A 23,358-nucleotide genomic window follows, 5' to 3' on the forward strand; every position below is an offset into this window, starting at 1 on the left:
ACCACCTACGGTGTCCTGACACCACCCCGTATCTCCAGGCCGTCCAGCAGCCGGGCGGTCGCCTCGGCGATCTCGTCGACGGCACGGTCGAAGACTTCCCTGTTGTGCGCGGCCGGCGCACGGAAGCCCGACACCTTGCGGACGAACTGCAGGGCGGCGGCGCGGATGTCCTCCTCGGTGGCCTCTTCGGGGAGGGCGGGCGGTCGGAGCGTCTTGATACTGCGGCACATGCTCCCAGTGTGACGCGTACCACTGACAACGGCGCTCAGGCCGTCAGACGACCGGCTTCAGGCGCCCGGTGCACAGGGCCCAGATCACGAAGGTGTCGATGGCGAGCGAGACCACTGCCCAGACCGGCTGGTAGGGCAGCCACATGAAGTTGGCGATCATGTTGAGCGCGGCGAGCCCCACACCGGCTCCGCGGGCCCAGCCGAAGCCCCGCAGGATGCCCCAGCCGACGATCGCGACGAGGATGCCGAGGATCAGGTGGATCCATCCCCAGGCCGTGACGTTGAACTTGAAGACGTAGTCGTTGATCCGCGCGTAGACGTCGTCCGACGCGATTCCGGCGATGCCCTTGATCGCCCCGAGCACGCCGTCGACCATCAGCAGCACACCGGCGAACATGATCCCGCCGGTGGCCCAGGGGTTGTCGTCCTCCGGGCGGGGGCCCCGGGACGACGAAGGGGTGCCCGGCGGGGGCGCTGTCTGTGCCATGAGGACTCCTGGTCCGGTGCAACGTACAGGTCAGACCGACCTTGCGCCGCCCTTCCCGGCGCGGCTAGGCGGAAACGCCCGTACGGGTGACGCCCTCCGGCCGGCCCTCCCGCGTCACGACGCGGACCCGGCGCACGCCTGGCTGCGGGGCTGCTTCCGCCAACTGGCCCGCGAGGAGGCCCCGGGCGGCGACGGGGGAATTTCGCTGTCCCCCGCCCCGCCCCGTCGGTTAACCTCCCACCGACCGACGGCCCGAAGGAGGGGAAGATGCCCGGTAGCCCGAGCGCGCGCTGACGTACCAGGTCGACCGACCCGTCATCGCGTGCTGCCTCCGACTGCGGCACAGCGAGCCTTTCCCGCCCGACCGCCGACGCACACCCTGCGTCCGGTGGCGGCGGAGCGTTGTCCTCCGCAGACCGAGGGGTCCCCGTGCATCCCGAATCCCGTATCTCCTCCCCTGCTCTCCGGCGGGACGCCGACTTCCTGCGCCTGTGGGCCGGGCAGACCGCGTCCCAGTTCGGCGAGCAGGCCCTGCTGGTCGTCCTGCCGCTCGTCGCCGTCGTCTCGCTGCACGCCGACGGGGGCTCCCTCGGACTCCTGCGCGCGGTGGAGCAGGCGCCGATCCTGCTGCTGTCGCTCTTCGCGGGCGCATGGGCCGACCGCCGCCGCACCCGTACGGTGATGGTCGCGGCGGACCTCGGCCGTGCGCTCGCCCTGGCGGCCGTGCCCCTGGCGTACCTCTTCGACGTGCTCGGGCTTCCGGTGCTGCTCGTGGTCGCCGCCCTGCTCGGTGTCGGCAGTGTGTTCTTCGACGTTGCGTACCAGGCGTCGCTGGTGCGGCTGGTGGACCGCGAGCTGCTGATGCGGGGCAACAGCGCGCTGGAGGGCAGCAGGTCGGCGGCGCGGATCGGCGGTCCGGCGCTCGGCGGGGCGCTGATGTCGGTGTTCTCGCCGCTGCTCGCGGTCGGCACCGGCGCGTGCTTCTTCGTGCTGTCGGCCCTGTCGATCGGCCGTATCCGCCGGCACGAACGCGTACCGGAGCCCGCCGGGGCCCCGGCGCCGGTGCTGCGGCGCATCCACGAGGGCCTCCGCTTCGTCGCCCGGCATCCGGCGCTGCGTGCGGTGGGAATGGCGTCGGCCCTGTTCCAGTTCTCGCTCGCCGCGCTGATGACCGTCTACCTGCTCTTCCTGCCCCGCGAACTCCACCTGTCCGGCGCCGAGGTGGGGCTCGCACTGGCGGCGACGGGCCCGGGGGCGGTGCTGGGGTCGCTGCTGGCGGCGAGGCTGCCGGAGCGGCTGGGGTACGGCGTCGTCCTGGTGGGCTCGGCGGTCCTGGCGGACGGCGTGATGCTCGGCGTACCGGCGCTGCACGGCCCCGGACCGCTGGTGCTGCCCGCACTGATGGCCGTCAACTTCGTCTTCGGTACGTTCGGCCAGCTGGTGAACGTCACGGTGATGTCCGTACGGCAGGCGGTCACCCCGGCCCCCATCCAGGCCCGGGTGGTGGCGACGATCAACTTCGCGGGGATGGGCCTCACCCCGTTCGGCTCCCTCCTCGGCGGCTTCCTGGCGGGTACGTGGGGTCTGCGCCCGAGCCTGCTGGCCACGGCGGTCGCGCTCGCCCTCTCCCCGCTGTTCATGGCGCTCTCCCCGTTGGCCCGCCTGGGAAGACGCCTCCCCCTCGCAGGTCAGGGCAGCCCGTCATATGCCGGTGAGTGACCCATTCCTGCCGTACGATACGGGCATGAGCGAACGCGCGATGCAGGAACCGACCCTCCTCCTCCTGACCGCCCTGGCGGACGAGCCCCGGCACGGCTACGCCATCGCGCGCGAGGTCGAGACGATCTCCGGCGGCCGGGTCAGGATGCGCACCGGGACCCTGTACGGGGCGCTGGAGCGGCTGCTGAACGAGGGCCTCATCGAGGTGCACGCGGAGGAGGTCGTGGAAAGCAGGCTGCGCCGCACCTACACGCTCACCGCGACCGGCCGGGAGGTCCTGGCCGCCGAGGCCCGCCGGATCGCGGCCACCGCCCGCGAGGCCACCCGGCGCCTGGGCGTCGGCGGGAAGCCGGCCACCGCATGAGCACCCCGTTGCTGCGGCTGTACCCGACCGGATACCGCCGCGCCTTCGGGGACGACATCGCCGAGGCGTACCGCGAGGCGACCGAGGACGCCGGCCCGATCGCCCGGTTCCGGGAGGCGGGCGACATCGCCGCGCACGCGCTGCGGATGCGCCTGCGCCTGGGATCCGCGCAGCGCTCCGGCCGCCTGTTCGCCGCCGCCGCGCCCTTCGCCCTGGCCGCGACGGCCGCGTACGCCGCCTTCGGTCTCGTCTCGATGCTCGCCGACTGGCGGCTGAGCGGGAACCCGGACTTCCTGGTCCCGCTCAGCTTCGTCATGATCGGCTGCGACCTGGTGACGCTGGCCGGGGCGGTCCTGGCGCTGGGCGGGCGCTTCGCGGCGGGGGCGCGGTGCGCGTTCGCGGGCGCGCTGGCGCAGGCGCTCTCGCTCGTCCTGGTCCCGCTGTCGGCCGGGGTCCTGCTCCCGGCGGCCGCCGCCCCGTACTTCCTGTCCCCGGTGCTGGTGGCCGCCCTGCCCCTGGCCTGCCCGCCGGACCTGCGCCCGCCCGGCCGGCCCCTGGGCGCTGCGGCCCGGGTCGCGCTGCTGCTGTGGACCGGGCTCGCGGTGGCCGCCCTGGCCCTGGCGGACGCCGAAGGCCATCTCGCGCTCGTCCTGTGGCGGTTGGGCGTCCCGATGGCCGCCGCGCTGCTCCTGGCGGGCCGCCCGGCGCTGTCCCGGCTGCGTACCCCGGGGCGGTTCGCGCTGGCCGGAGCGCCGTTCGTCGCGATGGGGTACAGCGCCGGGGTGGTGGACCAGGACACCGTGGTCCCGGCGCTGGCGGTGCTGGCGGCGGCCGGGGTGGCGCTGCGCCTGTGGCGGCTGCGGGGCAGGTCGAGCGCCGGCTGAACGGCCGGGGCCGTCAGGCGGTGACGCGTATCTTCGACTGCCCGTGGCCCCGCTTCTCCCAGTCCTCCATGAACCGCGCCCGCAGCCCGTGCTTCGCGGCGAGGTCGGTCAGGGTCTCGGTCCGGTAGTAGAAGTCCTCGCGCAGCACCTGGTGTTCGGTACCGGTGGTGCGGTCGAAGGTGAAGTCGAAGTGGCCGCCGGGAGCCAGGACGCGTCCCACATGGGCCAGGCACTCGTCGATGACCTCCAGCGGCGAGTGCGAGAACACGCTGTGCGCGTGAACGACGTCGAAGTACGCGTCCGGCAGGAAGTCCAGCGTCAGGTCCTTGGTGATGGTCAGGTGCGGCACCTTGGCCTGGAGCCCCTGCGTGGTCAGGGTCTGCTTGGCGGCCATCAGGATGTCGGGCGAGATGTCGATCCCGTAGTAGTGCCCGGCCTCCAGGTAGTCGATGAACCGCCAGCCGGCGCGCAGGTTGCCGCATCCGATGTCGAGCATCCGGGCCCCGGGCGCGAGCCCGTGCTCGACGAGGTAGTCGAACTGCATCTGCCCCAGGGCCAGCCACCGTTCGTGCGTCTGGCTGCCCACGGCGGCCTCGGGGTTGCGGCGGGTGTCCGAGGCCATCACGGCCCGGTAGTAGTTCACGTGGTCCGGGTGCTTGAAGGCCAGCCACCGGTCCCGGGCCGCCCGCTTCAGGTAGGGCGCGATGCGGCCCGGACGGCTCGCGGCGTAACGGACCTTGTGGGCGAGTGACTCACGGTTGGCGACGAGGTTCTTCTTGGAGGCCATGACTGCTCCACCTTCTCCACTGCAGGGCGGCGTCCCGGAAAACCCGCAGCGTGAGGCGGGCCCGGGGGCGTGACGCTGCAACTATAGGTCGGTGACCGACATATACAAACCAACGACTTACGCGCGCACCTCCTCCCGGCTGCCCTCCCGGCCCTCCGCCCGCCCTCACACCCGCCTGATCCGGTACACATCGCGTACGCAGGCGTTGGCCACCCCGGCGACGAGAATGACGGCGGAGCACACCAGCAGGATGCGCCCGCTGCTCCAGTACGCGGAAGTGGCCGCGACCAGGAGGTAGCCGATGGGGATGGCGATCTGCTCCCCGAAGGAGTTCAGTGAGCTCAGGCGCCCCAACTCCTCGTCAGGCACCTGCTGTTGCAAGACGGTGGACCAGGCGACGATGGCCACGTCCATCCCCACCCCGGCGACGGCGGTCGCCGCCAGCACCCAGGGCAGCGGCAGCCCGAGCCCCAGGGCGGCCAGCGGCAGCATGAGCCCCGAGCTGGTCACGACGCAGACCAGCATCAGGCGCTGCGGCTTCCACAGCAGACAGACGAACGTCCCGCCCAGCAGCCCGGCCGCGAACGCCCCCTGCACCAGCCCCCAGGACCCGGCGCCCGAATAGCTGCGGGCCGCCACGATCGGCCCGAGCAGCTGATACCCCGCCAGCCAGGCGGCCACGACCGCCGTACCGGACAGCGTGTAACTCCACAGCCAGACACGCGCCTTGAACCCGGCCCACCCCACCCGCATGTCGGCCACCAGCCCGCCTGACCCCCCGGCCGGCACCGCGCCCGGCAGCCGCAGCCCGGACAGCAGCAACGCGGCGACGACGAAGGTGAGCGCGTCCCACCCGAGCGCCCAGGCGGGCCCGGTCAGCGCGACGACGAACCCGCCGATGACGGGCCCGACGACCTTGACGGCGTTCCTGGGCACCCGGACCAGCGCGTTCGCCTGCTGGAGCTGCTCCGGCGGCACGAGCCGGGACGCCACCCCCTGGGCCGCCGGCGCGGTGAACGCGGACGACACCCCCGACACGCAGGCACACACGCTGATCGCCGCGGTGGTCGCCGTCCCGGTCGCGACGAGCACGGCGACCGCCCCCTGCGCCGCCCCGGCCCCGAGGTTCCCGAGGAAGAGGATCCGGCTGCGGGACACCCGGTCCGCCAGCACCCCGCCGACGAGGAGGAAGACCACGGTCGGCACGGTGTTGGCCGTGAGCACGATCCCGAGCGCCCCCGCTCCCCCGCCCTGCCCGATCACCGCGAACGCCAGTGCCACAGGGGCCATCGCGGACCCGGTAGCGGAGACGAGGTGGGCGAGCAGGAACCGCCGGAAGGCCGGCAGCCGCAGCGGAGAAGTCGGCTCCTTCTCCTGGTCGCGGACATCCGTCAACTCCGTGCTCGCTTCACCCATGGCGGCAGGGTAGAGGGCGCGCGAACGGGACGGCACCCGCGTTTGCGGAGTGGGCTACCGCCGCCCGTGGTCGGGATCCTCGTCCAGGCCGGGCAGCTCCTCGTGCCCCTCCGAGTAGTGGTTGACCCACCCGCAGAGCGCACAGGCGTACCGCCCGGCCAGGCCGTGCACCTCGGTGCCGCACCGCGCGCAGTCGGTGCGGGTGATCTCCGGAATCGCCGGTTCGGGCTTGCTGGTCACCCGGGGACTGTACCGACCGCGACGCCCTCGGCGGAGACCGCGTACGGACTGCTCATGGTGTCGGCGTACACCTCCGGCGCGGCTTCCCCTCGAACAGGAAGAAGCGCCCGTCCTCCGCATCCGGAACGAGGGCCTCCCCGACGACGTCCCGCTGATGCAGGACCGCCGCCTGCTGGTCCTGGACGACCCGTCGTACCGGCGCACATGGAACACCGACCGCTTCCTTCCGCACATGGCGGGCAGGGCGGAACTGGTACGCGTACCGCCGGAGGCCGAGACGAGGACGTGGTACGCCCACACGTCACCGACCGCCCGACCGGTCCCGGCGCTCCTCACGCGCCCGGCGCCACGAAGCACAGAGCATCGAAGTGCCGCCCCGCGAAGAAGTGCCGGACCTCGCCGATCCGCCGCCATCCGAGCCGCTCGTACAGCCGGACGGCAGCGGCATCCTTGCTCAGGACCTCAAGCACCAACGGCAGCCCGTGCGCCCGCGCATACCCCTCCGCCGCACCCATGAGCCGCGCCCCGGCAGAAGCCCCCCGAGCGTCCCGCCCCACAAAGAACCGGGCCAGCACCGCGACCTCCGCGTCCCCGGCACCCCGGCTCTCCCGCCAGAGCCGCGCCACGTCCTCCCCGGGCCGAGCCAGGTTGACCGCGACATGCCCCACGACCCGCCCATCGAGTTCGGCCACCCAGGCCGCGATCAACCCGTCCGGCGACAACCACGCCTCGGGATCCGCCACCCCTTCGACGGGATACCCGTCGGACTCATGAACACCGGCGAGCACTGCAGCCGCCGCGCCCAGATCGGCGCCCTCACGCGGACGCACCACAACTCCCGACACGGGAACACCCTCCACCAGCGACAACGACTGTCGGACCACCCTGTCATCCGCGGAGGCGCTGCTCTGCTCCTACCCCAGCCAACCACCGGTCGAGGCCGCACAGCGGAACCCCGCTCCACTCGCCGCGGTGTACGGCATGCTGAACCCATGTCCGTCGCCCCCATACGCACCCACGCGCAGACTCACCAGACCGGCCGCCACCTCGCGGTCGGAAATGCTCTTGCCAGGGACACCGGCCAAGCTCAAGGGAACGCGGACGTACGTCGAGCGCGGAAGCCCACCGCCAAGGAGTCCCGCTGATGACCGCACGCCTCTACGACGCCGTGCTCTGCGACATCGACGGCGTGATCCGGCACTGGCCCACCGCCAGTGACATCGAAACCAGCCATGGACTCCCGACAGGCTCACTCGCGGCAACGGCCTTCGCCCCGGCTCGGCTTCACCCGGCAGTTACGGGAAGGATCACCGATGAGCAATGGCGCTCCGCAGTGGCCGCAGACCTCACTGCGATCTGCGGATCGGCCGACCGCGCCCATGCCGCAGTCACTGACTGGTCCAATCTGGTGCCCCGTGTCGATCACGAGGTCGTGTCCCTCCTCACCCATGCCCGAACGGTCGCAACCGTCGTCCTGGTCTCCAACGCGACGACCCGGCTGGAATGGGACCTCGCCCGGCAGGGCCTCGACGATCTCGCCGACGCCGTGGTGAACACCTCCCGCATCGGGTTCATGAAGCCCGATCCACGCGTCTACGCCATGGCCGCAGCGAAGGCCGACGCCCCACTCCACCGCTGCCTGTTCATCGACGACACCGCCGCCAACGTCACAGCGGCCCGCAAAGCGGGAATGACCGCCCTCCACTACCGGCAGATCGCAGATCTCCGCAACGCCCTGGCGCCCCTCCTGCGTACGGCACCAGACGCACAACCCACGTAAGCCGCAGGCGCATTCGGCCCGCTTCCATACCCGACACCACCCACGCGGCGCGAGGACGTGTCTCCCATGGTTCGCATGCTGAAGCAGCAGGGACCCTGACGTGGGTGGCTGAGTCCGTGGATGCCCTTGCTTCGCCTCATGTTCCCGGCCCCCTTCGCCGCCCAGAACTCGCACACGACGAAGCCCGCCACCCGAGAGGGTTGCGGGCTCGCTCGCCGGTTATTCAGTCCGCTTGGGGTGCTTGGCCGTGGCATGCAGGAGCCACACAGTCTTGCGCTCCTCCTCGACCACGTACCAGACACGACCTCCGCTCGTGACCTCGATCTGCCACTGATCGCGGTCCTTACCGTTGAAGAACGCTGTCGCAAGGTCGTACTTCAACTGATGGTGGCGGGCGGTCGGTGTCGCAGGTGCCGGACCGGTCCGCAGAGCGAACCAGGCATCGGCCGTATTGGTAGGGGCTTCAGCACTGAGGGCCTGCCACCCCACTCCCACATCCCTGGCCCCAAAGCGGATCTTGTATTCGCCCGGCTTGGGCGGCGGGACGGCGAGGTCCCCCCTCTTATTGCTCAATCTGCAGGTACCTCCGGAGGCTCGACTTCCCCGAAGTCGCCCGCCTCCGGACTGGTCAGCTTGCTGTAGAGCTCCTGGTCCGCGTACACCTCGGCGGTCGACTTCCATGCCGCGATCAGCGGCACGATCGGCCCAACGGTACCGAGATCGGAGGCAGCGCGTGCAGTCTCCATGAACTCGACGAGGAACTCCTGAACCGCCTTCTGCGGCAGGAAGCGGACCCACGGGAACGCCTCAGGGAACACTGCGGTCAACATCGTCACCGCCTCGGGGCTGCTCTTCATGAGCGCAACAAAGAGTCGCGTGGTTGAGTCGACGACCTCCGTGACCTGCTCGGCGCGTACGGCTGTCGTCAGGTACAGGTCTTCCTCGTCACCGCGACGGTGCAGCAGCAGACCCTTGCGGGGGGTGTCCTGCAGCCGCGCGACCGTGGCTACGGGGCTCTTGACGAGCTCCGAGAAGTTCGCTTCAGCTGGCATGGTGGTCATGACTTCTAAAGTAGTTCAGAAGTCTGCAACCGTCCACCAGGAGCTGGACACAAATCAGACCAGAAATCATTTAGCATCACCGAAAGAGCTCAATACCGACATAGAGGCACATCAGAGGGCCAGCAATGCCAGGCGCCCGCGCGTCAAAGAGTCTGTCCGTCGCCCGGATCTCGTACGGGAAGGTCGCCGGGTTCCAGAAGCGGGGTGCCGTCCGCTTCCATGCCGGGTCGGCCCGCAGAGCCCGACAACGCATGTGGCACGTAAGTGGCACGACGCCTCTCCCCACCCTCGCGGCTAAGGAACGAACAAGGCCCAGGTTCCCGGTTTCGTACCGGTGACCTGGGCCTTCGTCGTGCTTGGCACTGGTGGGCGCGGACGGTTTCGAACCGCCGACATCTGCTTTGTAAGAGCAGCGCTCTACCCCTGAGCTACGCACCCGTGGATGAAGGAACAGGTTACATGGCCCGTGGGGTGTGTCGACAATCGATTGTTGCTGGGCGGGACGGGGTGGGCCAAGGGCGTACGGGGGATAGCCCCACCCCCGAGACGGTAGCCGTCCGGATCGTCCGGGCGGGGTGGCGCTGCCTACCGTAGGGGCACATCGCAGCGCCGGCCCAGGGGGACCTGATCACCATGACCATCCGTAATCGCAGCGCTCTCGTGGCTGTCGGGGGCACCGTTCTGCTCGTGGCGGCGCTCACCGGGTGCGGGAGCACGGACGTGGATGACGCGCCGGTCGAGCACAAGTCGTTCGCGTACGACGGGAAGGCGCTGACCATCGACGCGGAGAACTCCGTCGTGGACGTCGTCCCCGCCGATGTGGACGAGATCGAGGTGACCCGGCGGGTCGACGGGTGGGTCGTGCTCGGGAGCGGGCCGGACCCCGTGTGGAGGCTGGAGGGGGACACGCTCACGCTCCGGGTGAAGTGCAAGGCGTTGATCAGCGACTGCGAGGCGCGGCACGAGGTGAAGGTGCCCCGCGGGCTCGCGCTGACCGTGGACGCGGACAACGGGAGGATCACCGCGTCCGAGTTCAGTACGCCGCTCAAGCTGTACTCCGACAATGGCGGGGTCGTCGTCCGGGATGTCAGCGGGCCCCTGGAGCTGAAGAGCGACAACGGGTCCGTCCGGGGCGAGCGGGTCTCCGCGCGGTCCGTGGTGGCGCGGTCGGACAACGGGTCGGTGGAGCTCGACCTCAGCCGGGTCCCGGATCTCGTGGACACCGTCAGCGACAACGGGCGCATCGCCATCGGCCTGCCCGCCGGCAAGACCTCGTACGCCGTGACCGCGTCCGCCGACAACGGGCACGTGGACGTGAAGGTGCCGCGCAGCGACTCCAGCCGGCACGTGGTGAAGGCTCACAGCGACAACGGCGGGGTCGCCGTCCGGCACGCGGGCTGAAAAAGGTGCGCGGTCACCGCCCTGTCGTGAACTAACCGGCCCGTGTGTTCGTCCTTACCTGGTGGGAGAATGTATCGGGCAGGGCGAAACGGCACGGGAGAGGGATTGTGACGGCGACAGACGCGCAGCCGCAGGCGGAAGTCGTCGGAGCGGCCCGGGAGCGAAGTCGGCGTCGTACGGCCGGACAGGGGCTCCGTGACGTCTGCTTCCTGGTCCTCGCGCCCCTTCCCCTCCTCGCCGCCGCACTCCCCCTCGCCGTCACCGGCGGCGGTACGCGGCGGTGGTTCGGGGGGCGTGGCGAGGGCCAGCGGGCCGAGGCGCAGGCGGCCAAGGACGCGGCCGCCGAGGCGTTCTACGAGCTGGACACCGCCCAGCGCGACCTCAAGATCTCCATCGAGACCATCACCGCCGTCGACAGTTCGCCGGCCGCCCGCAAGGCCGTCGACGACTTCGCCGCGCTCGGCCGGCGCATCGACGAGGCGAGCCACGCGTACATCACGGCCGTCGACGCCCACGACCTCGACCGGGACGATCTCGAACCGTCCGTCGCCTCCAAGGCGCGGGCCGAGCTGACCTCCGCGAAGGAGCAGCTGGTACGGGTCAAGGGGGAGCTCGACCGGTTCGGTGCCGGGCTCGGGCCGCTGCTCGGGAGCGCCGAGACGCAGCTGGCCCGGCTCGCCCCCGCCGTCGAGCGCGCGCGACAGGCGCTCCTCGTCGCGAGCAACGCCCTTGACGCGGTGCGGGCGTCCGGGCTGCGGGCCGACGACTTGGCGGCCCGGCTCGCCGCTCTCGCCCCCGAGCTGACCAAGCTCAACCAGGGCGCCGGGCGGCACGGCGTGACCGAGACCCTGCAGCGTGCCGACCGGGTGCTGAGGGACGCCGAGGCCGTACGGGCCGAGGCCGAGAAGCTGCCGGAGCGCGCAGCCGAGATCGACCGCCGGCTGGTGACCCTGCGCACCCGAGCCCAGGCGCTGACGACCCGGTCCGCTTCCGTGGAGCCCGTGCTCAGCGAGTTGCGGCGGCGGTTCTCCGCGGCCTGCTGGCAGGACCTCCAGCCGGTGCCGGAGCAGGCGGTGGTCAATGTGCGCCAGGCCGAGGAGAAGCTGAAGGAGGCGGCCCGGGCCCGCGAGGAGCAGCGCTGGGCCGACGCGACCTCCCGGCTGAGCACCGTCCGCGCCCTGCTCAACGCGACGGACGAGGCGGTGTCCGCCGCCGGTGACCGGTTGCGGCGGCTCGACGAGGTGGCGAAGGACCCGCAGCAGGAGATCCAGCGCACCCGCTTCGCCATCCGCGACGCCCAGCGGCTCGCCATGGCCGGGCGCCACACCCCCGAGCCGCGCCATGCCCGCCCGCTGGACGACGCGGTGGCCCGCCTCGACCAGGCGATCACGGCTCTGGAGAACCGCCACCCCGACTACTGGCACTTCCTCACCGTGACGGAGGGCCTGCGGCAGATCGCCGCGGATGTCGTCGCCGACATCCGCGAGGAGCGCGGTGCGGGGAGCCACTGACGCCTTGCGGCGTCGAGGGGCGTGATTCCGGTGCGCCCCCGGGGGTGCGGTGCACCTCGCCGGGGGCTGCCGGCTTACGGGGTCTCTCGCCGTGGACCGCATGGGTCCGGCCCACTCCATTATGGACAGCCGGGGGTCCGTCGCCGATAACCTGGCGTCATGCCTCGTTACGAGTACCGCTGCCGCTCCTGCGGAGACACCTTCGAGCTCAGCCGGCCCATGGCCGAGTCATCGGCGCCCGCCTCCTGCCCCGCCGGGCACGAGGACACCGTGAAACTGCTCTCCACCGTCGCCGTCGGCGGTTCGGCCGGCTCCGCGCCCGCGCCTTCCGCCGGAGGCGGGGGCGGCTGCTGCGGCGGAGGCTGCTGCGGCTGACCGGGCCGCTACCGTCGACGCGACAGCGTCAGCCCGTCCGACACCGTCAGCAGCACGCTGTCCATCCGCGCGTCCGCCGACACGTGGTCGTTGAACTCCTGGATGGCCCTCGCCGCGCCCGTCGCGTCCGGGTCCGTCACGCGGCCGTGGAAGAGCACGTTGTCCGTGGTGATGACGCCGCCCGGGCGCATGCGGGGCACCAGTTCCTCCCAGTACGCGATGTAGTTGCCCTTGTCCGCGTCCAGGTAGGCGAAGTCGATGTGGGGTTCCTCCGGCATCGCGCGCAGGGTGTCCAGGGCGGGGGCGACGCGCAGGTCGATGCGGTCGGCGACGCCCGCCTTCTGCCAGGCCTCGCGGCCGTACGCGGTCCACTCCTCCGAGACGTCGCAGGCGATGAGCCGTCCGTCCTCGGGGAGGGCCTGGGCCATCGCGAGGGCGGAGAAGCCGGTGAAGGTGCCGACCTCGACGATGTGCCGGGCGCCGGTCAGCCGGACGAGGAAGGCGAGCAGCGGGCCCTGCTCCTCGGCGGACTGCATGCCCGCGTGCTCGGGCAGCCGCGCGTAGGTCGTCTCGACAAGTTCCTGCTGCACGGCGTCCAGCGGCGGGTTGTGCGCCAGCACGTACGCGTAGAGCTCGTCGGTGATCTTGGTGGAGTTTCCCTTGGTCATCGCACAACTCTACGGTCGCCCACGCGATTTACCGGACCCCGGACGCCCGCAGGAAGCGGCGCAGGATCTCCTCGCCCGCGGCGACGCCCCGCTCGGCGGTCGCCTCGACGTGTGCGGCGTTCCAGCCGGCGTCGGCGAGTTCGCCGTGGCCGGGGCGCCAGCCCCGGTCGGCGGCGAGCAGGAGGTCGGCGTCCAGGAGGGAGTCGCCGGCGGCGAGGGTGCGGGTGGCGCCGGTGCGGCGGGCGACCTCGCGCATGGCGGCGCTCTTGGTGAGCGGGCGCGGTACGGCGTAGATCTTGCGGCCCTGGAGGGATACGGTCCAGCCGCGCGGCTCCGCCCAGGCGGCGAGCTCTCTGGTCCATCCCGGGGGCAGTTCGGCGCGGTCGACGACGAGGTAGGCGAACAGGTCCTCGGCGACGCGTTCCTTCAGCAGCCACGCGGGGTCGGCGGTGGCGACGAGGTGGGCGCGGATCTCGGCGAGCGGGGCGCACTCGTCGGAGAGCCGGCGGGCGACGGTCCGCTGCCAGTCCGGGTCGGACTCGCCGTCGACCAGGATGTGGCCGCCGTTGGCGCAGATCGCGAACTCGGCCGGGGCGCCGGGGAGCCGGATGCGGTGGTACTGCTCGCGGGTGCGGGTGGTCGTCGGGACGAACACCGTGGACGCGGCGCCGGTCAGCTCGGTGAGCAGCCCGGCGGCGGTCTCGGTGACGTACGAGAGGGGTTTGCGGTTGTAGACCTCAACGCACAGCAGCCGGGGTGCCCGTGCGTCCTCCATGGTGAGCTGGAGCGCGGCCGACGAGTAGATCAGCGTGCGGTCGAGGTCGCTGGCGACGAGGGTGACCGGGGAGGCCGTCACGCGGACTCCACCGCCTTGCCGTCGGCGCCGGTGGCCCCTCGGGTGAACTTGGGGTGGATGAGCCCGACGCACGTGTACGGGAGGGCGTCGACCTCCTCGACGGGTACGCCGCGCTGCTCGGCCAGCAGCCTGATGTGGTCCAGGTCCGCGCCGGCGCCGCGCCGGGCGATGATCTTCCACGGGACGCGGCGCAGCAGGACCCGGGTGGTCTCGCCGACGCCGGGCTTCACGAGGTTGACGTCGTGGATGCCGTACTCCTCGCTGATGCGTTCCACGGCCGCCCAGCCCTCCCAGGTGGGGGACCGGTCGGCGGCGAGCAGCTCCTTCACCTCGGCGTCCACGGCGTCCGCGACCTCGCCGAAGCGTTCGGCGACCGTGTCGAGGAAGAGGCCGGAGACGTCGGAGCCGGCGAGCTCGCGGTAGAACTTCGCGCCGTGGAAGTCGTACGGGCCGACCAGGTCGGCGCGCAGGACCGTACGGGAAATGAGCCCGGAGACGGTGGAGTTGAGGCAGGCGGAGGGAATGAGGAAGTCCTCGCGGGTGCCGTACGTCCGCACGCAGCCGCCCGGGTCCGCCAGTACCGCGATCTCCGGGTTGAAGCCCTCCACTCCCCCGGCCTTCTCGAACTCGGCGACGGCGGCGGCCAGTTCGCGGGTGATCGCACCCTTGCCGGTCCAGCCGTCGACGAACACGACGTCGGCCGGGTCGTGGTGTTCCGCCAGCCAGCGCAGCGCGTTGGCGTCGATGCCGCGTCCGCGCACGATGGAGACGGCGTAGTGGTGCAGTTCGACGCCGTGCCGCGCCTGGGCCCAGCGGCGCATCAGCACGCCGACCGGCGTGCCGGCCCGGGCGAGCGACACGAGCACCGGGCGGGGGCCGCGCTCGGCGAGCAGCGTCTCGGTGACCGTGCCGACGGCGCGGGCGATGCGGGCGGCCGACAGCGCGAGGGCGCTCTTGAACAGCTCCTGGTACGCGGCGGACGGCTGGTACTCGACGGGGAGCGACTCCGCGTAGTGCGCGCCCCCGCTCTGTATCGCCTCCTCGCGCTCCTCCGTGGGCGCTTCGAGGCGGGTGTCCGAGAGGTCCTGGAGCAGCCAGCCGACCTCGTCCGGCGCGTACGAGGAGAAGGCGGGGCCCCGAAGGGGCTCGGGCAGCTGCATGGGGGCTTCTTCCTGGGGTGCGGGGGCCGGCGGCGCCGGTACGTATGAGGGGATCACCGCGAGCAGGACGTGTGCGGTGTGCTGGGCGAGCCGGTCGAGCAGGCCGCCTGGGGCGTGCAGGGCCGGGGTGTCGGCGGCCGAGTCGACGACGGCGACCACGGCGTCGAAGCCGGCTCCGGCCACGTTGTAGGCGTAGCGGTCGCCGGGGCCGTCGGCCGGGTCGTCGTGGGCCGGGAAGACGAGCCGGGTGCGTATCGCGTAGCCGGGGTCGTCCACGGCCAGGACCGGGGAGCGGGTGGTGGTGGAGTAGCGGACCTCGGCGTCGGTGCGCTCCTCCAGGGCGGCGGCCAGGCGCAGCGGCGCGTACATCAGCTCCTCGAAGCCGAGGACGAGGACGCGGCGGGGGCCGTCGCCGAGGGCCTGCGCGACGCGGTCCGCCATGGCGGGGAGCGCGGGCTCCAGGAGGGTGCGGTGGGCCGGGGTGAAGCCGTGGCGCCCGCCGTCGGGGACACCGGCCGGCCAGGGGAGGTCGACGCGGGTGTGGGGGCGCGTCCGCGGGGTCCCCGCGTCGGGCTCTTCGTCGCCGCTCTCCTGCTCCGCGACCAGGGCCTGCCCCTTCTCCAGGACGCCGTCCGGGAGCGTGACCGTGCCGGTGTTGCGGGCCACCAGGTCCACCCGGGCGCCGATCTCGGCCGCGAGCTCCGCGAGGCGGCCGCGGTCGGCCGGTGAGCGCATGTCGACCAGGGCGACGATGACGTACCGGTCGCGGGGGTAGCGCTCGTGCAGGTCGCGGATGGTGTTGAGGACGGTGTTGCCGGTGGAGAACTCGTCGTCCACGAGGACCAGCGCCGAGCCGTCCCCGGCCGCCGCCAGCAGGTGCGGGTCCTCCGGGAGCAGCAGGTGCGAGGTGGCGTGCGAGTGGGACTCCTCGAAGCCGCCCGCCCGGGCCACGCCGGGCACGGGCCTGCGCGTCGAGTGGAGGTAGGGCGCGTCGCCGAGGCCGTCGGCGACCGAGTGGCCCAGGCCCGTGGCGGTCTCCGCGTAGCCGAGGACGACCGCCCGCCGCGCCCCGTCCTCGCCGAGGAGCGCGCGGACCCGGCGGCCGAGCTCGTACCCGGCGGCGTACACGACGGAGGGGCGCTGCGGGACGTGCTTGCCGAGCACGTTGGACACGAGCAGGTGCGCCCGCTTGGGGTTGCGCCGCAGGGCCAGGCCCAGCAGCTCGCGCAGCTCCCCGTCGCCCACCAGCCCGACGCCCAGTCGCTCCGCCACCCAGCTACCCGACCACACCACGTTCGCGTCTCTTTCCACTCGCCTGTCGGCCCCGGTGCCCTGTCGGCACCGGCCGTCCGTACCGATCGTCCCGCGCGTCCCGGTCACTCCGCGACGCAGGCCGCCAGCAGGTCCACGAAGCCGACGTCCTCCCGGGCCACACCGAAGACCTCGGCGCGCAGCAGGGTGCGCTCGGCCCAGGCCCGGTGGGGTTTCACCTCGTTCATCTTGTTCGTGTACGCGGAGCGCAGCACCCCGCCGCCGTTGCTCTCGGGCCGCAGGATGTCCTGGGCGTCGCTGAACTCCTCGTGGCTGACCACGGACAGCGCGTGCACGGGTGCCACGTGCGAGGGGTGGATGCAGGTCTTGCCGAGGAGGCCGTTGGCCCGGTCCAGCTCGATCTCGCGCAGCAGCCCGTCCAGGTCGTGGGCGATGAGCGCGGTGCGCAGCTCCTCGGCCCGGTTCGCCTGGAAGGGGCTGCGGCGCAGCTGGGGCTTGAACATGCGCTCCTGGCGGGGGAAGTACTCCCATACGGGGCCGGTGACCGTGAAGCCGGTCCCGTCGGCCCGGCCGAGCACGTTGACGACGTCCGCGATGACGTGGGCGACGATTCCGACGTCGTACGCCGTCATGTCCGGGGCGCGCCGCAGTCCGTACGCCGAGCAGAAGTCGGTGACGCCGAGGCGCAGCGCCAGCACCCGGTCGCGGTGGGCGGTGACGGTGTCGGCGATGCCCCGGAGGGTGTCCGGGCGGGTCTCCAGGTGGAGCAGCTCGGGCGATTCGAGGACGGGCATGGCGAAGAGCCGTCGGCCTGCGGCGGCCTCGGCCTTGGTCAGGGCGTCCAGGAAGGGCACTCCGCGTTCGCGGGTGAACTTGGGAAGTACGAATCCGGACAACAGCCGGACCGAGGCGCCGAGGCGGCGCACCAGGTCGGTGATCTGTTCCGGTTCGCGGACCCGGATGAACAGCAGCGGCGGCTCGAAGGCGCGCGCGTCGAGGTCGGCGAACTGCCTGACCAGGTTCTCCTCGGCTCCGGTGACCTCGGAGTCGTCGATCGAGTCCTCCAGGCACAGCACCATCGAGACGACGCCGCGCCCGGCCAGTTTGACGATGTCGTCGGCGAGCCGGGGGCGGGTGGCGGGGCTGTAGAGCGTGGCGCCCAGGGCGGAGGAGAGGAGGGGGGCCGGTGAGTCGGCGTCGAACGCACAGGGTTCCTGGAAGAACAGCCCGTCCTTCGCAGCAGCCGCGATATGCCCGAAATGACGCATGCGATTCCCCCGTATTCTCTGACCGGCCAGACAAGGTGTGGCCGGTAATAGTACGTACGGACGGGTGTCGGCAGTTCCCTCCGCAGGTGAATTGCGGATGGCATGACCGTTTCGCACTCATTTCGATGGGGGGCGGACCGGGTGATTCCGCCTCGCCGCCGGGATACGGACCGTACCCCCGCGTTGTCCGCACGGGCGGCCAGCAGGCAGGATGACGGACATGACGCACGCGATGGTGAAAGGCTCGAACGTCTCTCTCGACGCCATGGCCGTACGGGCCGTGCTGCGCTGGACACCGGGCGCCGGGGTGCCCGACGTGGACGCCTCGGCCCTGCTGCTCGGCGCCGGCGGGCGCGTGCGCTCCGACGAGGACTTCGTCTTCTACAACCAGCCGCGCCATCCGTCCGGCCTGGTGCGCCGGCTGCCCAAGCGCAGCCTGCCCGAGGGCCTGACGGACACCATCGAGGCCGATCTGAACGCGCTCGACCCGTCGGTCGACCAGGTGGTCGTCGCCGCGTCCTCGGACGGGGCCGCGTTCGGAGCCGTACGCGATCTGCGCATCCTGATCTACGACGCGGCGGCGGCCGGCGGCGGCGAACCGCTCGCCGTGTTCGACGTGCGCGCGGAGACGGGCGAGGAGACCGCGATCATCTGCGGCGAGCTGTACCGGCGCGGCGACGGATGGAAGTTCCGGGCGGTCGGGCAGGGCTACCCGACCGGGCTGATCGGCCTGGCGACCGCGTTCGGCATCTCGGTCGACGAGGCGGAGCCCGAGCCGCGGGCGCCCGACCCGGCGCAGCGCGAGCCGCAGTACCGGCCCCAGGTGCCGCCGGCGCCCGCGTTCCCGCCGGCACCGGCCCCCGCACCCGACTCGCAGGCGACCGTCCTGCACCAGCAGCCCTCGTACGGCTATCCGCAGCCCACCGCGGCCCCGGCGCCGCAGCCCGCGTACGGCTACCCCCAGCCGGCCTACGGCTATCCCCAGCCCGCGCCGGCGGCGGCACCTGCGCCCGACCCGAACTTCGTGCTGCCTCCGCAGGGGCCGCAGTTCATACGGCCCTGACCGGCACGGCGCCCCTAGGCACCCCTAGGTACGGGTCTTGTAGCCGCGGCCCCACTGCATGCCGAAGCCGTACATGCGGTCGAGCTCGGACTGGAAGCCGTAGACGAACTTCACCTCGCGGCGCACGATCAGCTCGTCCTTGATGTTCTCCACGGTGAACACCGCGCAGGAGCGGGCCTGCGGGGCACGCTCGTCCAGCTCGATCTCGATGCGCGGCCCGTTGCCCGGGTAGAGCGTCACCTTGGCGTGCGTACGGTCGAAGGCCGGAGTCTGGTCGTAGATGTAGACGAAGAACAGCAGCCGCTTGATGTGCTCGCGCTGGTCGAGGTTGACGTAGACGGTCTCGCCGGACGGGGCTCCGAAGCGGTCGTCGCCGCTGAGCCTGATGTAGGGCGGCCCGTTCAGGTCTCCGAGCAGGTTGCCCAGGGGCTGTACGACGCCCTTGGTGCCGTCCGTCAGCTCGTACATGCAGCCCAGGTCCAGGTCGACGTTGACCATGCCCTGGGTGTGCGCCTGGACGGCCTCCGGCTGGAAGAGCTTGAGCGGGCGCAGCAGCCGGCCGCTCTGGCGGGAGCGGCCCTCGATGTCCGAGGTGCGCATGCGCCAGGAGAGGTTGACCCGGAGGTTGCCGCTGAGCGCGCCCTGTTTGGCCAGCGAGACCGTGGGACGGCGCCGGGTGAGCACGATGGAGTTGGTGGCCGCGCTGCCCGACTCGAACTGCGTCTCCCGTCCCGGCCACAGGCTGTTCCAGAACTCCATCCCCGACCCCGCCCTCTCGGTCCCTCACCCGTCGCATGCGGCGCATACGACCCACGCACCACTGCGGGGCGGCTCCGGGCCGCCTCCGGGTGTGTCCCCCGGAGGTGTTGCCGTACGAGCCGCCCCACAGAGAGCGTTCCCTCAATTCCTACCGGGTCACACCCCGGCGGTCACTTCGCTCTTTCCTTCCTCGGCCTCCAGCGCCTTGTTACGGCGGACCGAGGACCAGAAGGACCAGGCGATCAGGACGACACCGACGAGACCGGTGATGATCTCGTTGATCTGGTACTGGATCGTGACGAGCAGGATGGCCGCGAGCGCGCCGATCGCGTAGTGAGCGCCGTGCTCCAGGTACACGTAGTCGTCCAGGGTTCCCTGGCGGACGAGGTAGACCGTGAGCGAACGGACGTACATGGCGCCGATGCCGAGGCCGAGTGCCATGAGCACGATCTCGTTGGTGATGGCGAAGGCGCCGATCACGCCGTCGAACGAGAAGGACGCGTCGAGCACTTCCAGGTAGAGGAACATGAAGAACGCGGCCTTGCCGGAGAGGGCGACCGCGGAGATCTTCTTGCCGGTCCGCTTGGCCTCTTCCTCCTCCTCGTGCTCGCGCTCCTCCTCCTCTTCGAGCTTGTCCTCGAAGTAGCCGGAGAGCCCGCCGACGACGAGGTACGTGATCAGACCGGCGATACCGGAGAGCAGGACGGTCTCCGCCTTGTCCGCGTGCCCGCCGCCGTGCTGGTGGGCGCTGGCGGCGAAGGTCATCGCGGAGATCAGCAGGACGATCAGAGCGATGCAGACCGACAGCATGTCGACCTTGCCGAGCTTGGCGAGCGGGCGCTCGATCCAGCGCAGCCACTGGATGTCACGGTCCTCGAAGATGAAGTCGAGGAAGATCATGAGCAGGAACATGCCACCGAAGGCGGCGATCGCCGGGTGGGCGTCCGTGACCAGTTCCTTGTAGCGGTCCGGGTCGTTGAACGAGAGATCGATCGCGTCGATCGGATTCAGGCTCGCGGTAATGGCCACGATGACGACGGGGAAGACCAGCCGCATACCGAAGACCGCGATGATCACGCCGATGGTGAGGAAGATCTTCTGCCAGAAGGCGGACATCTTCTTCAGGATTCCGGCGTTGACCACGGCGTTGTCGAAGGACAGCGAGATCTCCAGGACGGAGAGGATCGCCACGACTCCGAACGCCTCCCACCCCCCGTAGAACCACGCGGCCACGAGGCCGATCACGGTGATCGCGAACGACCAACCGAAGGTTTTCAGAAGCACTGGCTACCCCATCGTGTATGTAACGGGTCTCCCCCGAAGTGCACGGGGCTCCCCCGCGCCGTGCGCGGCTTTACGAAACGTTGACCCCGAAGTCTAGAGCGATGCCCCGCAGCCCCGATGCGTACCCCTGACCAACTGCACGGAACTTCCACTCGCCGTTGTAGCGGTAGAGCTCGCCGAAGATCATCGCGGTCTCCGTGGAGGCGTCCTCGGTGAGGTCGTAACGCGCGAGTTCCTGGCCGTCGGCCTGATTGACGACGCGGATGAACGCGTTACTGACCTGGCCGAAAGTCTGGCCTCGATTATCGGCCTCGTGAATCGAGACCGGGAAGACGATCTTGTCGCAATGGGCCGGGACCTGCGTGAGGCTCACGATGATCGACTCGTCGTCGCCGTCGCCCTCACCCGTGAGGTTGTCACCGGTGTGCTCCACGGAACCGTCGGGGCTCGTGAGGTTGTTGTAGAACACGAACCACTCGTCGCCGAGCACCCGGCCCGACTGGCACAGCAGCGCGCTGGCGTCCAGGTCGAAGTCGGCCCCCGTCGTGGATCGTGCGTCCCAGCCGAGCCCGACCAGCACCTGGGTGAGATTGGGTGCGGCCTTGGAGAGGGAGACATTGCCTCCCTTGGCGAGCGTGACGCCCATGGTGTGTCCTCCCCGAGTCTGTGAACCGTCTTTGGTGCGGGACGGACCCGCCGCCGAACCCGTGCGTCCGGCGGCGGAACCGTCCATCGAGCGCGTCCGGCGCCGCACGTGGTGCGGCGCCGGACGCGGACGCTGATGCCGGGGCCGGGCCCCGGGCAGGTCAGACGTTGACGCCGAAGTCCTGCGCGATGCCGCGCAGACCGGAGGCGTAGCCCTGGCCGATGGCCCGGAACTTCCACTCCGCGCCGTTGCGGTACAGCTCGCCGAAGACCATGGCGGTCTCGGTCGAGGCGTCCTCGGACAGGTCGTAGCGCGCGAGCTCGCTGTTGTCGGCCTGGTTGACGACGCGGATGTACGCGTTGCGGACCTGGCCGAAGCTCTGCTGGCGGGTCTCGGCCTCGTAGATCGAGACCGGGAAGACGATCTTGTCGACGTCCGCCGGCACCGTGGCCAGGCTGACGTTGATGACCTCGTCGTCGCCCTCGCCCTCACCGGTGAGGTTGTCACCGGTGTGCTCGACGGAGCCGTCGGGGCTCTTGAGGTTGTTGAAGAAGACGAAGTTGCCGTCGTTGGCGACCTTGCCCTCGGCGTTCGTCAGCAGAGCACTGGCGTCGAGGTCGAAGTCTCCGCCGGTGGTGGTACGAGCGTCCCAGCCGAGACCCACGATGACCGCGGTCAGGTTGGGCGCGGCCTTGGTCAGCGAGACGTTGCCGCCCTTGCTGAGGCTGACTCCCACGAGTCCTCCCATTGGTTTCTTGGGGGCCGGCCGGTGCCGGCGCCTCCACGTCGTGTTGACATCGGATCAACGACTGGATCCTAGTGACCGGTTCCCGGCCTAAACAGGCTTTCGGGGCCAGATCGGCCCGCGAGCCGCCCGAAACCGGATCAGAGGGCGCCGAGCGCCTTGATGTAGTCGTTGAGGTCGCGCGCGTCGGGCAGGCCGTTGACGACGGTCCAGCGCACCACGCCCTCCTTGTCGATGATGAAGGTGCCGCGCACCGCGCAGCCCTTCTCCTCGTCGAAGACGCCGTAGGCCCGCGAGGTCTCGCCGTGCGGCCAGAAGTCGGAGAGCAGCGGGTACTCCAGGCCCTCCTGCTCGGCGAAGACGCGCAGGGTGTGGATGGAGTCGTTGGAGACGGCCAGCAGCTGCGTGTCGTCGTTCTCGAACGTGGGCAGCTCGTCGCGGAGCGCGCACAGCTCGCCCGTGCAGACGCCGGTGAAGGCGAACGGGTAGAACAGGAGCACCACGTTTTTCTCGCCCCGGAGATCAGAGAGCTTCACGGTCCGGCCGTGGTTGTCCTTCAGCTCGAAATCCGGGGCCTGGGTGCCGACCTCGATCGCCATGAAAACGCGTCCTTTCGCTACGTCACCGGGCTGGGCCGTCCGGGTGACACCCACCCTACGCAGAGCCTCCGGGCGCCCGTGCGGCACCCGGGGAGGCTTCCCGCGTACGAGCGGATCAAGCCACTGGGCGACGGGGACGGATGTGCGGCGGGACGTACGAAGGCCCCCGGCCGGCGGGACGCCTGTCGGGGGCCTTCAGGGGTTGGTGGGGTCAGCGCTTGGCCTTGGCCGCTTTGGGCGTAACGAGACGGCTTCCCGACCAGTCCTTGCCCGCGTTGACGCTCTTGGTCTGGGAGAGCCCGGCGGTCTGGGCGGCCTCGTTGATGTCGCTCGGCTCGACGTATCCGTCGCGGCCGGTCTTCGGCGTCATCAGCCAGACCACGCCGCCGTCCTCGAGCAGACCGATGGCATCCACCAGCGCGTCCGTAAGGTCGCCGTCCTCGTCGCGGAACCAGAGCAGGACGACGTCTGCGACGTCGTCGTACTCCTCGTCGACGAGTTCCTGGCCGATAGTGGCCTCAATGCCCTCACGGAGCTCCAGCTCGACGTCGTCGTCGTAGCCGATCTCCTGGACCACCTGTCCGGGTTCGAACCCCAGGCGTGCAGCCGGGTTGGTCCGCTCCTCCGCGTGGTCCGCGGTCGCGCTCACGGGTTGCCTCCTGATCATGTTTCGGAAAAAGCTTCAGCCACGCGCGTGCGCGGGGCGTTGGCCGTAGTCCACACGGGAGCGGCGGATCGCGCAAGTACCCAGCGTACGAGACCGCCTAAACGGTGACGTTTCCT

Annotated in this window: 26 protein-coding genes and 1 tRNA gene; 8 read left to right on the plus strand and 19 right to left on the minus strand. The window is 70.9% G+C overall.

Annotation, left to right across the window (positions count from 1 at the left end):
- Positions 1 to 5 precede the first annotated feature (5 nt).
- On the minus strand, positions 6 to 230 hold the full coding sequence (locus OG242_RS08465) for a DUF2277 domain-containing protein (RefSeq protein ID WP_147972665.1): 225 nt from the start codon (positions 228 to 230) through the stop codon (positions 6 to 8).
- Between the two features lie 43 nt (positions 231 to 273).
- On the minus strand, positions 274 to 717 hold the full coding sequence (locus OG242_RS08470; protein WP_405897555.1) for a hypothetical protein: 444 nt from the start codon (positions 715 to 717) through the stop codon (positions 274 to 276).
- Between the two features lie 429 nt (positions 718 to 1,146).
- Between OG242_RS08470 and OG242_RS08475 the strand changes: the two genes are divergently transcribed.
- From OG242_RS08475 to OG242_RS08485, 3 genes are read left to right on the plus strand one after another with little or no spacing between them, the layout of a single operon-like run.
- On the plus strand, positions 1,147 to 2,436 hold the full coding sequence (locus tag OG242_RS08475) for an MFS transporter (protein WP_405897556.1): 1,290 nt from the start codon (positions 1,147 to 1,149) through the stop codon (positions 2,434 to 2,436).
- A gap of 25 nt (positions 2,437 to 2,461) precedes the next feature.
- The gene (locus OG242_RS08480; RefSeq protein ID WP_405897557.1) at positions 2,462 to 2,800 is read left to right on the plus strand and encodes a PadR family transcriptional regulator; all 339 of its coding nucleotides are present in this window, start codon (positions 2,462 to 2,464) and stop codon (positions 2,798 to 2,800) included.
- Entirely contained in the window at positions 2,797 to 3,684 is an 888-nt protein-coding gene (locus OG242_RS08485) for a hypothetical protein (protein ID WP_405897558.1), read from the plus strand. Before OG242_RS08480 ends, OG242_RS08485 begins: the two co-directional genes overlap by 4 nt.
- Before the next feature lie 13 nt (positions 3,685 to 3,697).
- Here the strand turns inward: OG242_RS08485 and OG242_RS08490 are convergent, their stop codons facing one another.
- From OG242_RS08490 to OG242_RS08505, 4 genes are all read right to left on the minus strand, one after another.
- Entirely contained in the window at positions 3,698 to 4,471 is a 774-nt protein-coding gene (locus OG242_RS08490; protein WP_405897559.1) for a class I SAM-dependent methyltransferase, read from the minus strand.
- A 165-nt stretch (positions 4,472 to 4,636) separates the two neighbouring features.
- The gene (locus OG242_RS08495; RefSeq protein WP_405901553.1) at positions 4,637 to 5,824 is read right to left on the minus strand and encodes an MFS transporter; all 1,188 of its coding nucleotides are present in this window, start codon (positions 5,822 to 5,824) and stop codon (positions 4,637 to 4,639) included.
- A 117-nt stretch (positions 5,825 to 5,941) separates the two neighbouring features.
- Positions 5,942 to 6,127: a hypothetical protein gene (locus OG242_RS08500; RefSeq protein WP_018518408.1), complete on the minus strand. Its 186-nt coding sequence runs from the start codon at positions 6,125 to 6,127 to the stop codon at positions 5,942 to 5,944.
- Between the two features lie 332 nt (positions 6,128 to 6,459).
- Complete coding sequence (locus OG242_RS08505; RefSeq protein ID WP_405897560.1) at positions 6,460 to 6,972, minus strand: GNAT family N-acetyltransferase; 513 nt, start codon at positions 6,970 to 6,972, stop codon at positions 6,460 to 6,462.
- A 299-nt stretch (positions 6,973 to 7,271) separates the two neighbouring features.
- On the opposite strand from OG242_RS08505, the gene OG242_RS08510 reads away from it, so the two are divergent.
- Positions 7,272 to 7,907 (plus strand): HAD-IA family hydrolase, encoded by a 636-nt coding sequence (locus tag OG242_RS08510; RefSeq protein ID WP_405897561.1) that lies wholly within the window; start codon positions 7,272 to 7,274, stop codon positions 7,905 to 7,907.
- A gap of 219 nt (positions 7,908 to 8,126) precedes the next feature.
- Here the strand turns inward: OG242_RS08510 and OG242_RS08515 are convergent, their stop codons facing one another.
- The 3 genes from OG242_RS08515 to OG242_RS08525 all read right to left on the minus strand — a co-directional run bounded on the left by OG242_RS08515 (position 8,127) and on the right by OG242_RS08525 (position 9,406).
- Complete coding sequence (locus tag OG242_RS08515) at positions 8,127 to 8,480, minus strand: hypothetical protein (protein WP_405897562.1); 354 nt, start codon at positions 8,478 to 8,480, stop codon at positions 8,127 to 8,129.
- Entirely contained in the window at positions 8,477 to 8,968 is a 492-nt protein-coding gene (locus OG242_RS08520) for a hypothetical protein (protein WP_405897563.1), read from the minus strand. The genes OG242_RS08515 and OG242_RS08520 overlap by 4 nt, the downstream gene beginning before the upstream one ends.
- A gap of 363 nt (positions 8,969 to 9,331) precedes the next feature.
- A tRNA-Val gene (locus OG242_RS08525) sits at positions 9,332 to 9,406 on the minus strand.
- Positions 9,407 to 9,601: 195 nt separating this feature from the next.
- Between OG242_RS08525 and OG242_RS08530 the strand changes: the two genes are divergently transcribed.
- The 3 genes from OG242_RS08530 to OG242_RS08540 all read left to right on the plus strand — a co-directional run bounded on the left by OG242_RS08530 (position 9,602) and on the right by OG242_RS08540 (position 12,255).
- Positions 9,602 to 10,369: a DUF4097 family beta strand repeat-containing protein gene (locus OG242_RS08530; RefSeq protein ID WP_405897564.1), complete on the plus strand. Its 768-nt coding sequence runs from the start codon at positions 9,602 to 9,604 to the stop codon at positions 10,367 to 10,369.
- A 107-nt stretch (positions 10,370 to 10,476) separates the two neighbouring features.
- Positions 10,477 to 11,880, plus strand: coding sequence for a hypothetical protein (locus OG242_RS08535; protein WP_405897565.1), 1,404 nt, complete (start codon positions 10,477 to 10,479; stop codon positions 11,878 to 11,880).
- A gap of 159 nt (positions 11,881 to 12,039) precedes the next feature.
- Positions 12,040 to 12,255 (plus strand): zinc ribbon domain-containing protein, encoded by a 216-nt coding sequence (locus tag OG242_RS08540; RefSeq protein WP_405897566.1) that lies wholly within the window; start codon positions 12,040 to 12,042, stop codon positions 12,253 to 12,255.
- Between the two features lie 8 nt (positions 12,256 to 12,263).
- Here OG242_RS08540 and OG242_RS08545 read toward each other — a convergent pair whose 3' ends face one another.
- The 4 genes from OG242_RS08545 to OG242_RS08560 form a co-directional block, all read right to left on the minus strand.
- Positions 12,264 to 12,923: an O-methyltransferase gene (locus OG242_RS08545; RefSeq protein WP_405897567.1), complete on the minus strand. Its 660-nt coding sequence runs from the start codon at positions 12,921 to 12,923 to the stop codon at positions 12,264 to 12,266.
- A gap of 28 nt (positions 12,924 to 12,951) precedes the next feature.
- The gene (locus OG242_RS08550; protein ID WP_405897568.1) at positions 12,952 to 13,779 is read right to left on the minus strand and encodes an HAD family hydrolase; all 828 of its coding nucleotides are present in this window, start codon (positions 13,777 to 13,779) and stop codon (positions 12,952 to 12,954) included.
- On the minus strand, positions 13,776 to 16,232 hold the full coding sequence (locus OG242_RS08555; RefSeq protein ID WP_405897569.1) for a phosphoribosyltransferase: 2,457 nt from the start codon (positions 16,230 to 16,232) through the stop codon (positions 13,776 to 13,778). Before OG242_RS08555 ends, OG242_RS08550 begins: the two co-directional genes overlap by 4 nt.
- A gap of 83 nt (positions 16,233 to 16,315) precedes the next feature.
- Positions 16,316 to 17,479 carry an HpcH/HpaI aldolase/citrate lyase family protein gene (locus tag OG242_RS08560; RefSeq protein ID WP_405897570.1) on the minus strand — a complete coding sequence of 388 codons (1,164 nt, stop codon included), beginning with the start codon at positions 17,477 to 17,479 and terminating at the stop codon, positions 16,316 to 16,318.
- A 220-nt stretch (positions 17,480 to 17,699) separates the two neighbouring features.
- Here OG242_RS08560 and OG242_RS08565 point away from each other — a divergent pair, with 220 nt between their 5' ends.
- A complete protein-coding gene (locus OG242_RS08565) occupies positions 17,700 to 18,542 on the plus strand; it encodes a TerD family protein (protein WP_405897571.1) in 843 nt (280 codons plus the stop codon).
- Positions 18,543 to 18,566: 24 nt separating this feature from the next.
- Here OG242_RS08565 and OG242_RS08570 read toward each other — a convergent pair whose 3' ends face one another.
- The 6 genes from OG242_RS08570 to OG242_RS08595 all read right to left on the minus strand — a co-directional run bounded on the left by OG242_RS08570 (position 18,567) and on the right by OG242_RS08595 (position 23,224).
- Positions 18,567 to 19,301, minus strand: coding sequence for a Tellurium resistance (locus OG242_RS08570; RefSeq protein ID WP_405897572.1), 735 nt, complete (start codon positions 19,299 to 19,301; stop codon positions 18,567 to 18,569).
- 156 nt (positions 19,302 to 19,457) lie between these two features.
- Positions 19,458 to 20,585, minus strand: coding sequence for a DUF475 domain-containing protein (locus OG242_RS08575; RefSeq protein WP_405897573.1), 1,128 nt, complete (start codon positions 20,583 to 20,585; stop codon positions 19,458 to 19,460).
- 70 nt (positions 20,586 to 20,655) lie between these two features.
- Positions 20,656 to 21,231, minus strand: a complete 576-nt coding sequence (locus OG242_RS08580) for a TerD family protein (RefSeq protein ID WP_405897574.1) — start codon at positions 21,229 to 21,231, stop codon at positions 20,656 to 20,658.
- A gap of 160 nt (positions 21,232 to 21,391) precedes the next feature.
- Positions 21,392 to 21,967 carry a TerD family protein gene (locus OG242_RS08585; RefSeq protein ID WP_405897575.1) on the minus strand — a complete coding sequence of 192 codons (576 nt, stop codon included), beginning with the start codon at positions 21,965 to 21,967 and terminating at the stop codon, positions 21,392 to 21,394.
- 149 nt (positions 21,968 to 22,116) lie between these two features.
- Positions 22,117 to 22,575, minus strand: a complete 459-nt coding sequence (locus OG242_RS08590; RefSeq protein WP_405897576.1) for a peroxiredoxin — start codon at positions 22,573 to 22,575, stop codon at positions 22,117 to 22,119.
- 211 nt (positions 22,576 to 22,786) lie between these two features.
- On the minus strand, positions 22,787 to 23,224 hold the full coding sequence (locus tag OG242_RS08595; protein WP_405897577.1) for a DUF3052 domain-containing protein: 438 nt from the start codon (positions 23,222 to 23,224) through the stop codon (positions 22,787 to 22,789).
- Between the last annotated feature and the right edge of the window lie 134 nt (positions 23,225 to 23,358).

It is taken from the genome of Streptomyces sp. NBC_00727, assembly GCF_045161745.1.
In the GTDB taxonomy this organism is placed as follows: Bacteria; Actinomycetota; Actinomycetes; order Streptomycetales; family Streptomycetaceae; genus Streptomyces.

Excerpts from the sequence above, each read along its gene's own strand:
- OG242_RS08470 (WP_405897555.1), bottom strand. The coding sequence starts at position 717 with ATGGCACAGACAGCGCCCCCGCCGGGCACCCCTTCGTCGTCCCGGGGC.
- OG242_RS08565 (WP_405897571.1), top strand. The coding sequence starts at position 17,700 with ATGACGCACGCGATGGTGAAAGGCTCGAACGTCTCTCTCGACGCCATG.
- OG242_RS08480 (WP_405897557.1), top strand. The coding sequence starts at position 2,462 with ATGAGCGAACGCGCGATGCAGGAACCGACCCTCCTCCTCCTGACCGCC.
- OG242_RS08570 (WP_405897572.1), bottom strand. The coding sequence starts at position 19,301 with ATGGAGTTCTGGAACAGCCTGTGGCCGGGACGGGAGACGCAGTTCGAG.
- OG242_RS08520 (WP_405897563.1), bottom strand. The coding sequence starts at position 8,968 with ATGACCACCATGCCAGCTGAAGCGAACTTCTCGGAGCTCGTCAAGAGC.
- OG242_RS08530 (WP_405897564.1), top strand. The coding sequence starts at position 9,602 with ATGACCATCCGTAATCGCAGCGCTCTCGTGGCTGTCGGGGGCACCGTT.
- OG242_RS08580 (WP_405897574.1), bottom strand. The coding sequence starts at position 21,231 with ATGGGCGTCACGCTCGCCAAGGGAGGCAATGTCTCCCTCTCCAAGGCC.
- OG242_RS08465 (WP_147972665.1), bottom strand. The coding sequence starts at position 230 with ATGTGCCGCAGTATCAAGACGCTCCGACCGCCCGCCCTCCCCGAAGAG.
- OG242_RS08590 (WP_405897576.1), bottom strand. The coding sequence starts at position 22,575 with ATGGCGATCGAGGTCGGCACCCAGGCCCCGGATTTCGAGCTGAAGGAC.
- OG242_RS08485 (WP_405897558.1), top strand. The coding sequence starts at position 2,797 with ATGAGCACCCCGTTGCTGCGGCTGTACCCGACCGGATACCGCCGCGCC.
- OG242_RS08490 (WP_405897559.1), bottom strand. The coding sequence starts at position 4,471 with ATGGCCTCCAAGAAGAACCTCGTCGCCAACCGTGAGTCACTCGCCCAC.
- OG242_RS08540 (WP_405897566.1), top strand. The coding sequence starts at position 12,040 with ATGCCTCGTTACGAGTACCGCTGCCGCTCCTGCGGAGACACCTTCGAG.
- OG242_RS08510 (WP_405897561.1), top strand. The coding sequence starts at position 7,272 with ATGACCGCACGCCTCTACGACGCCGTGCTCTGCGACATCGACGGCGTG.
- OG242_RS08560 (WP_405897570.1), bottom strand. The coding sequence starts at position 17,479 with ATGCGTCATTTCGGGCATATCGCGGCTGCTGCGAAGGACGGGCTGTTC.
- OG242_RS08545 (WP_405897567.1), bottom strand. The coding sequence starts at position 12,923 with ATGACCAAGGGAAACTCCACCAAGATCACCGACGAGCTCTACGCGTAC.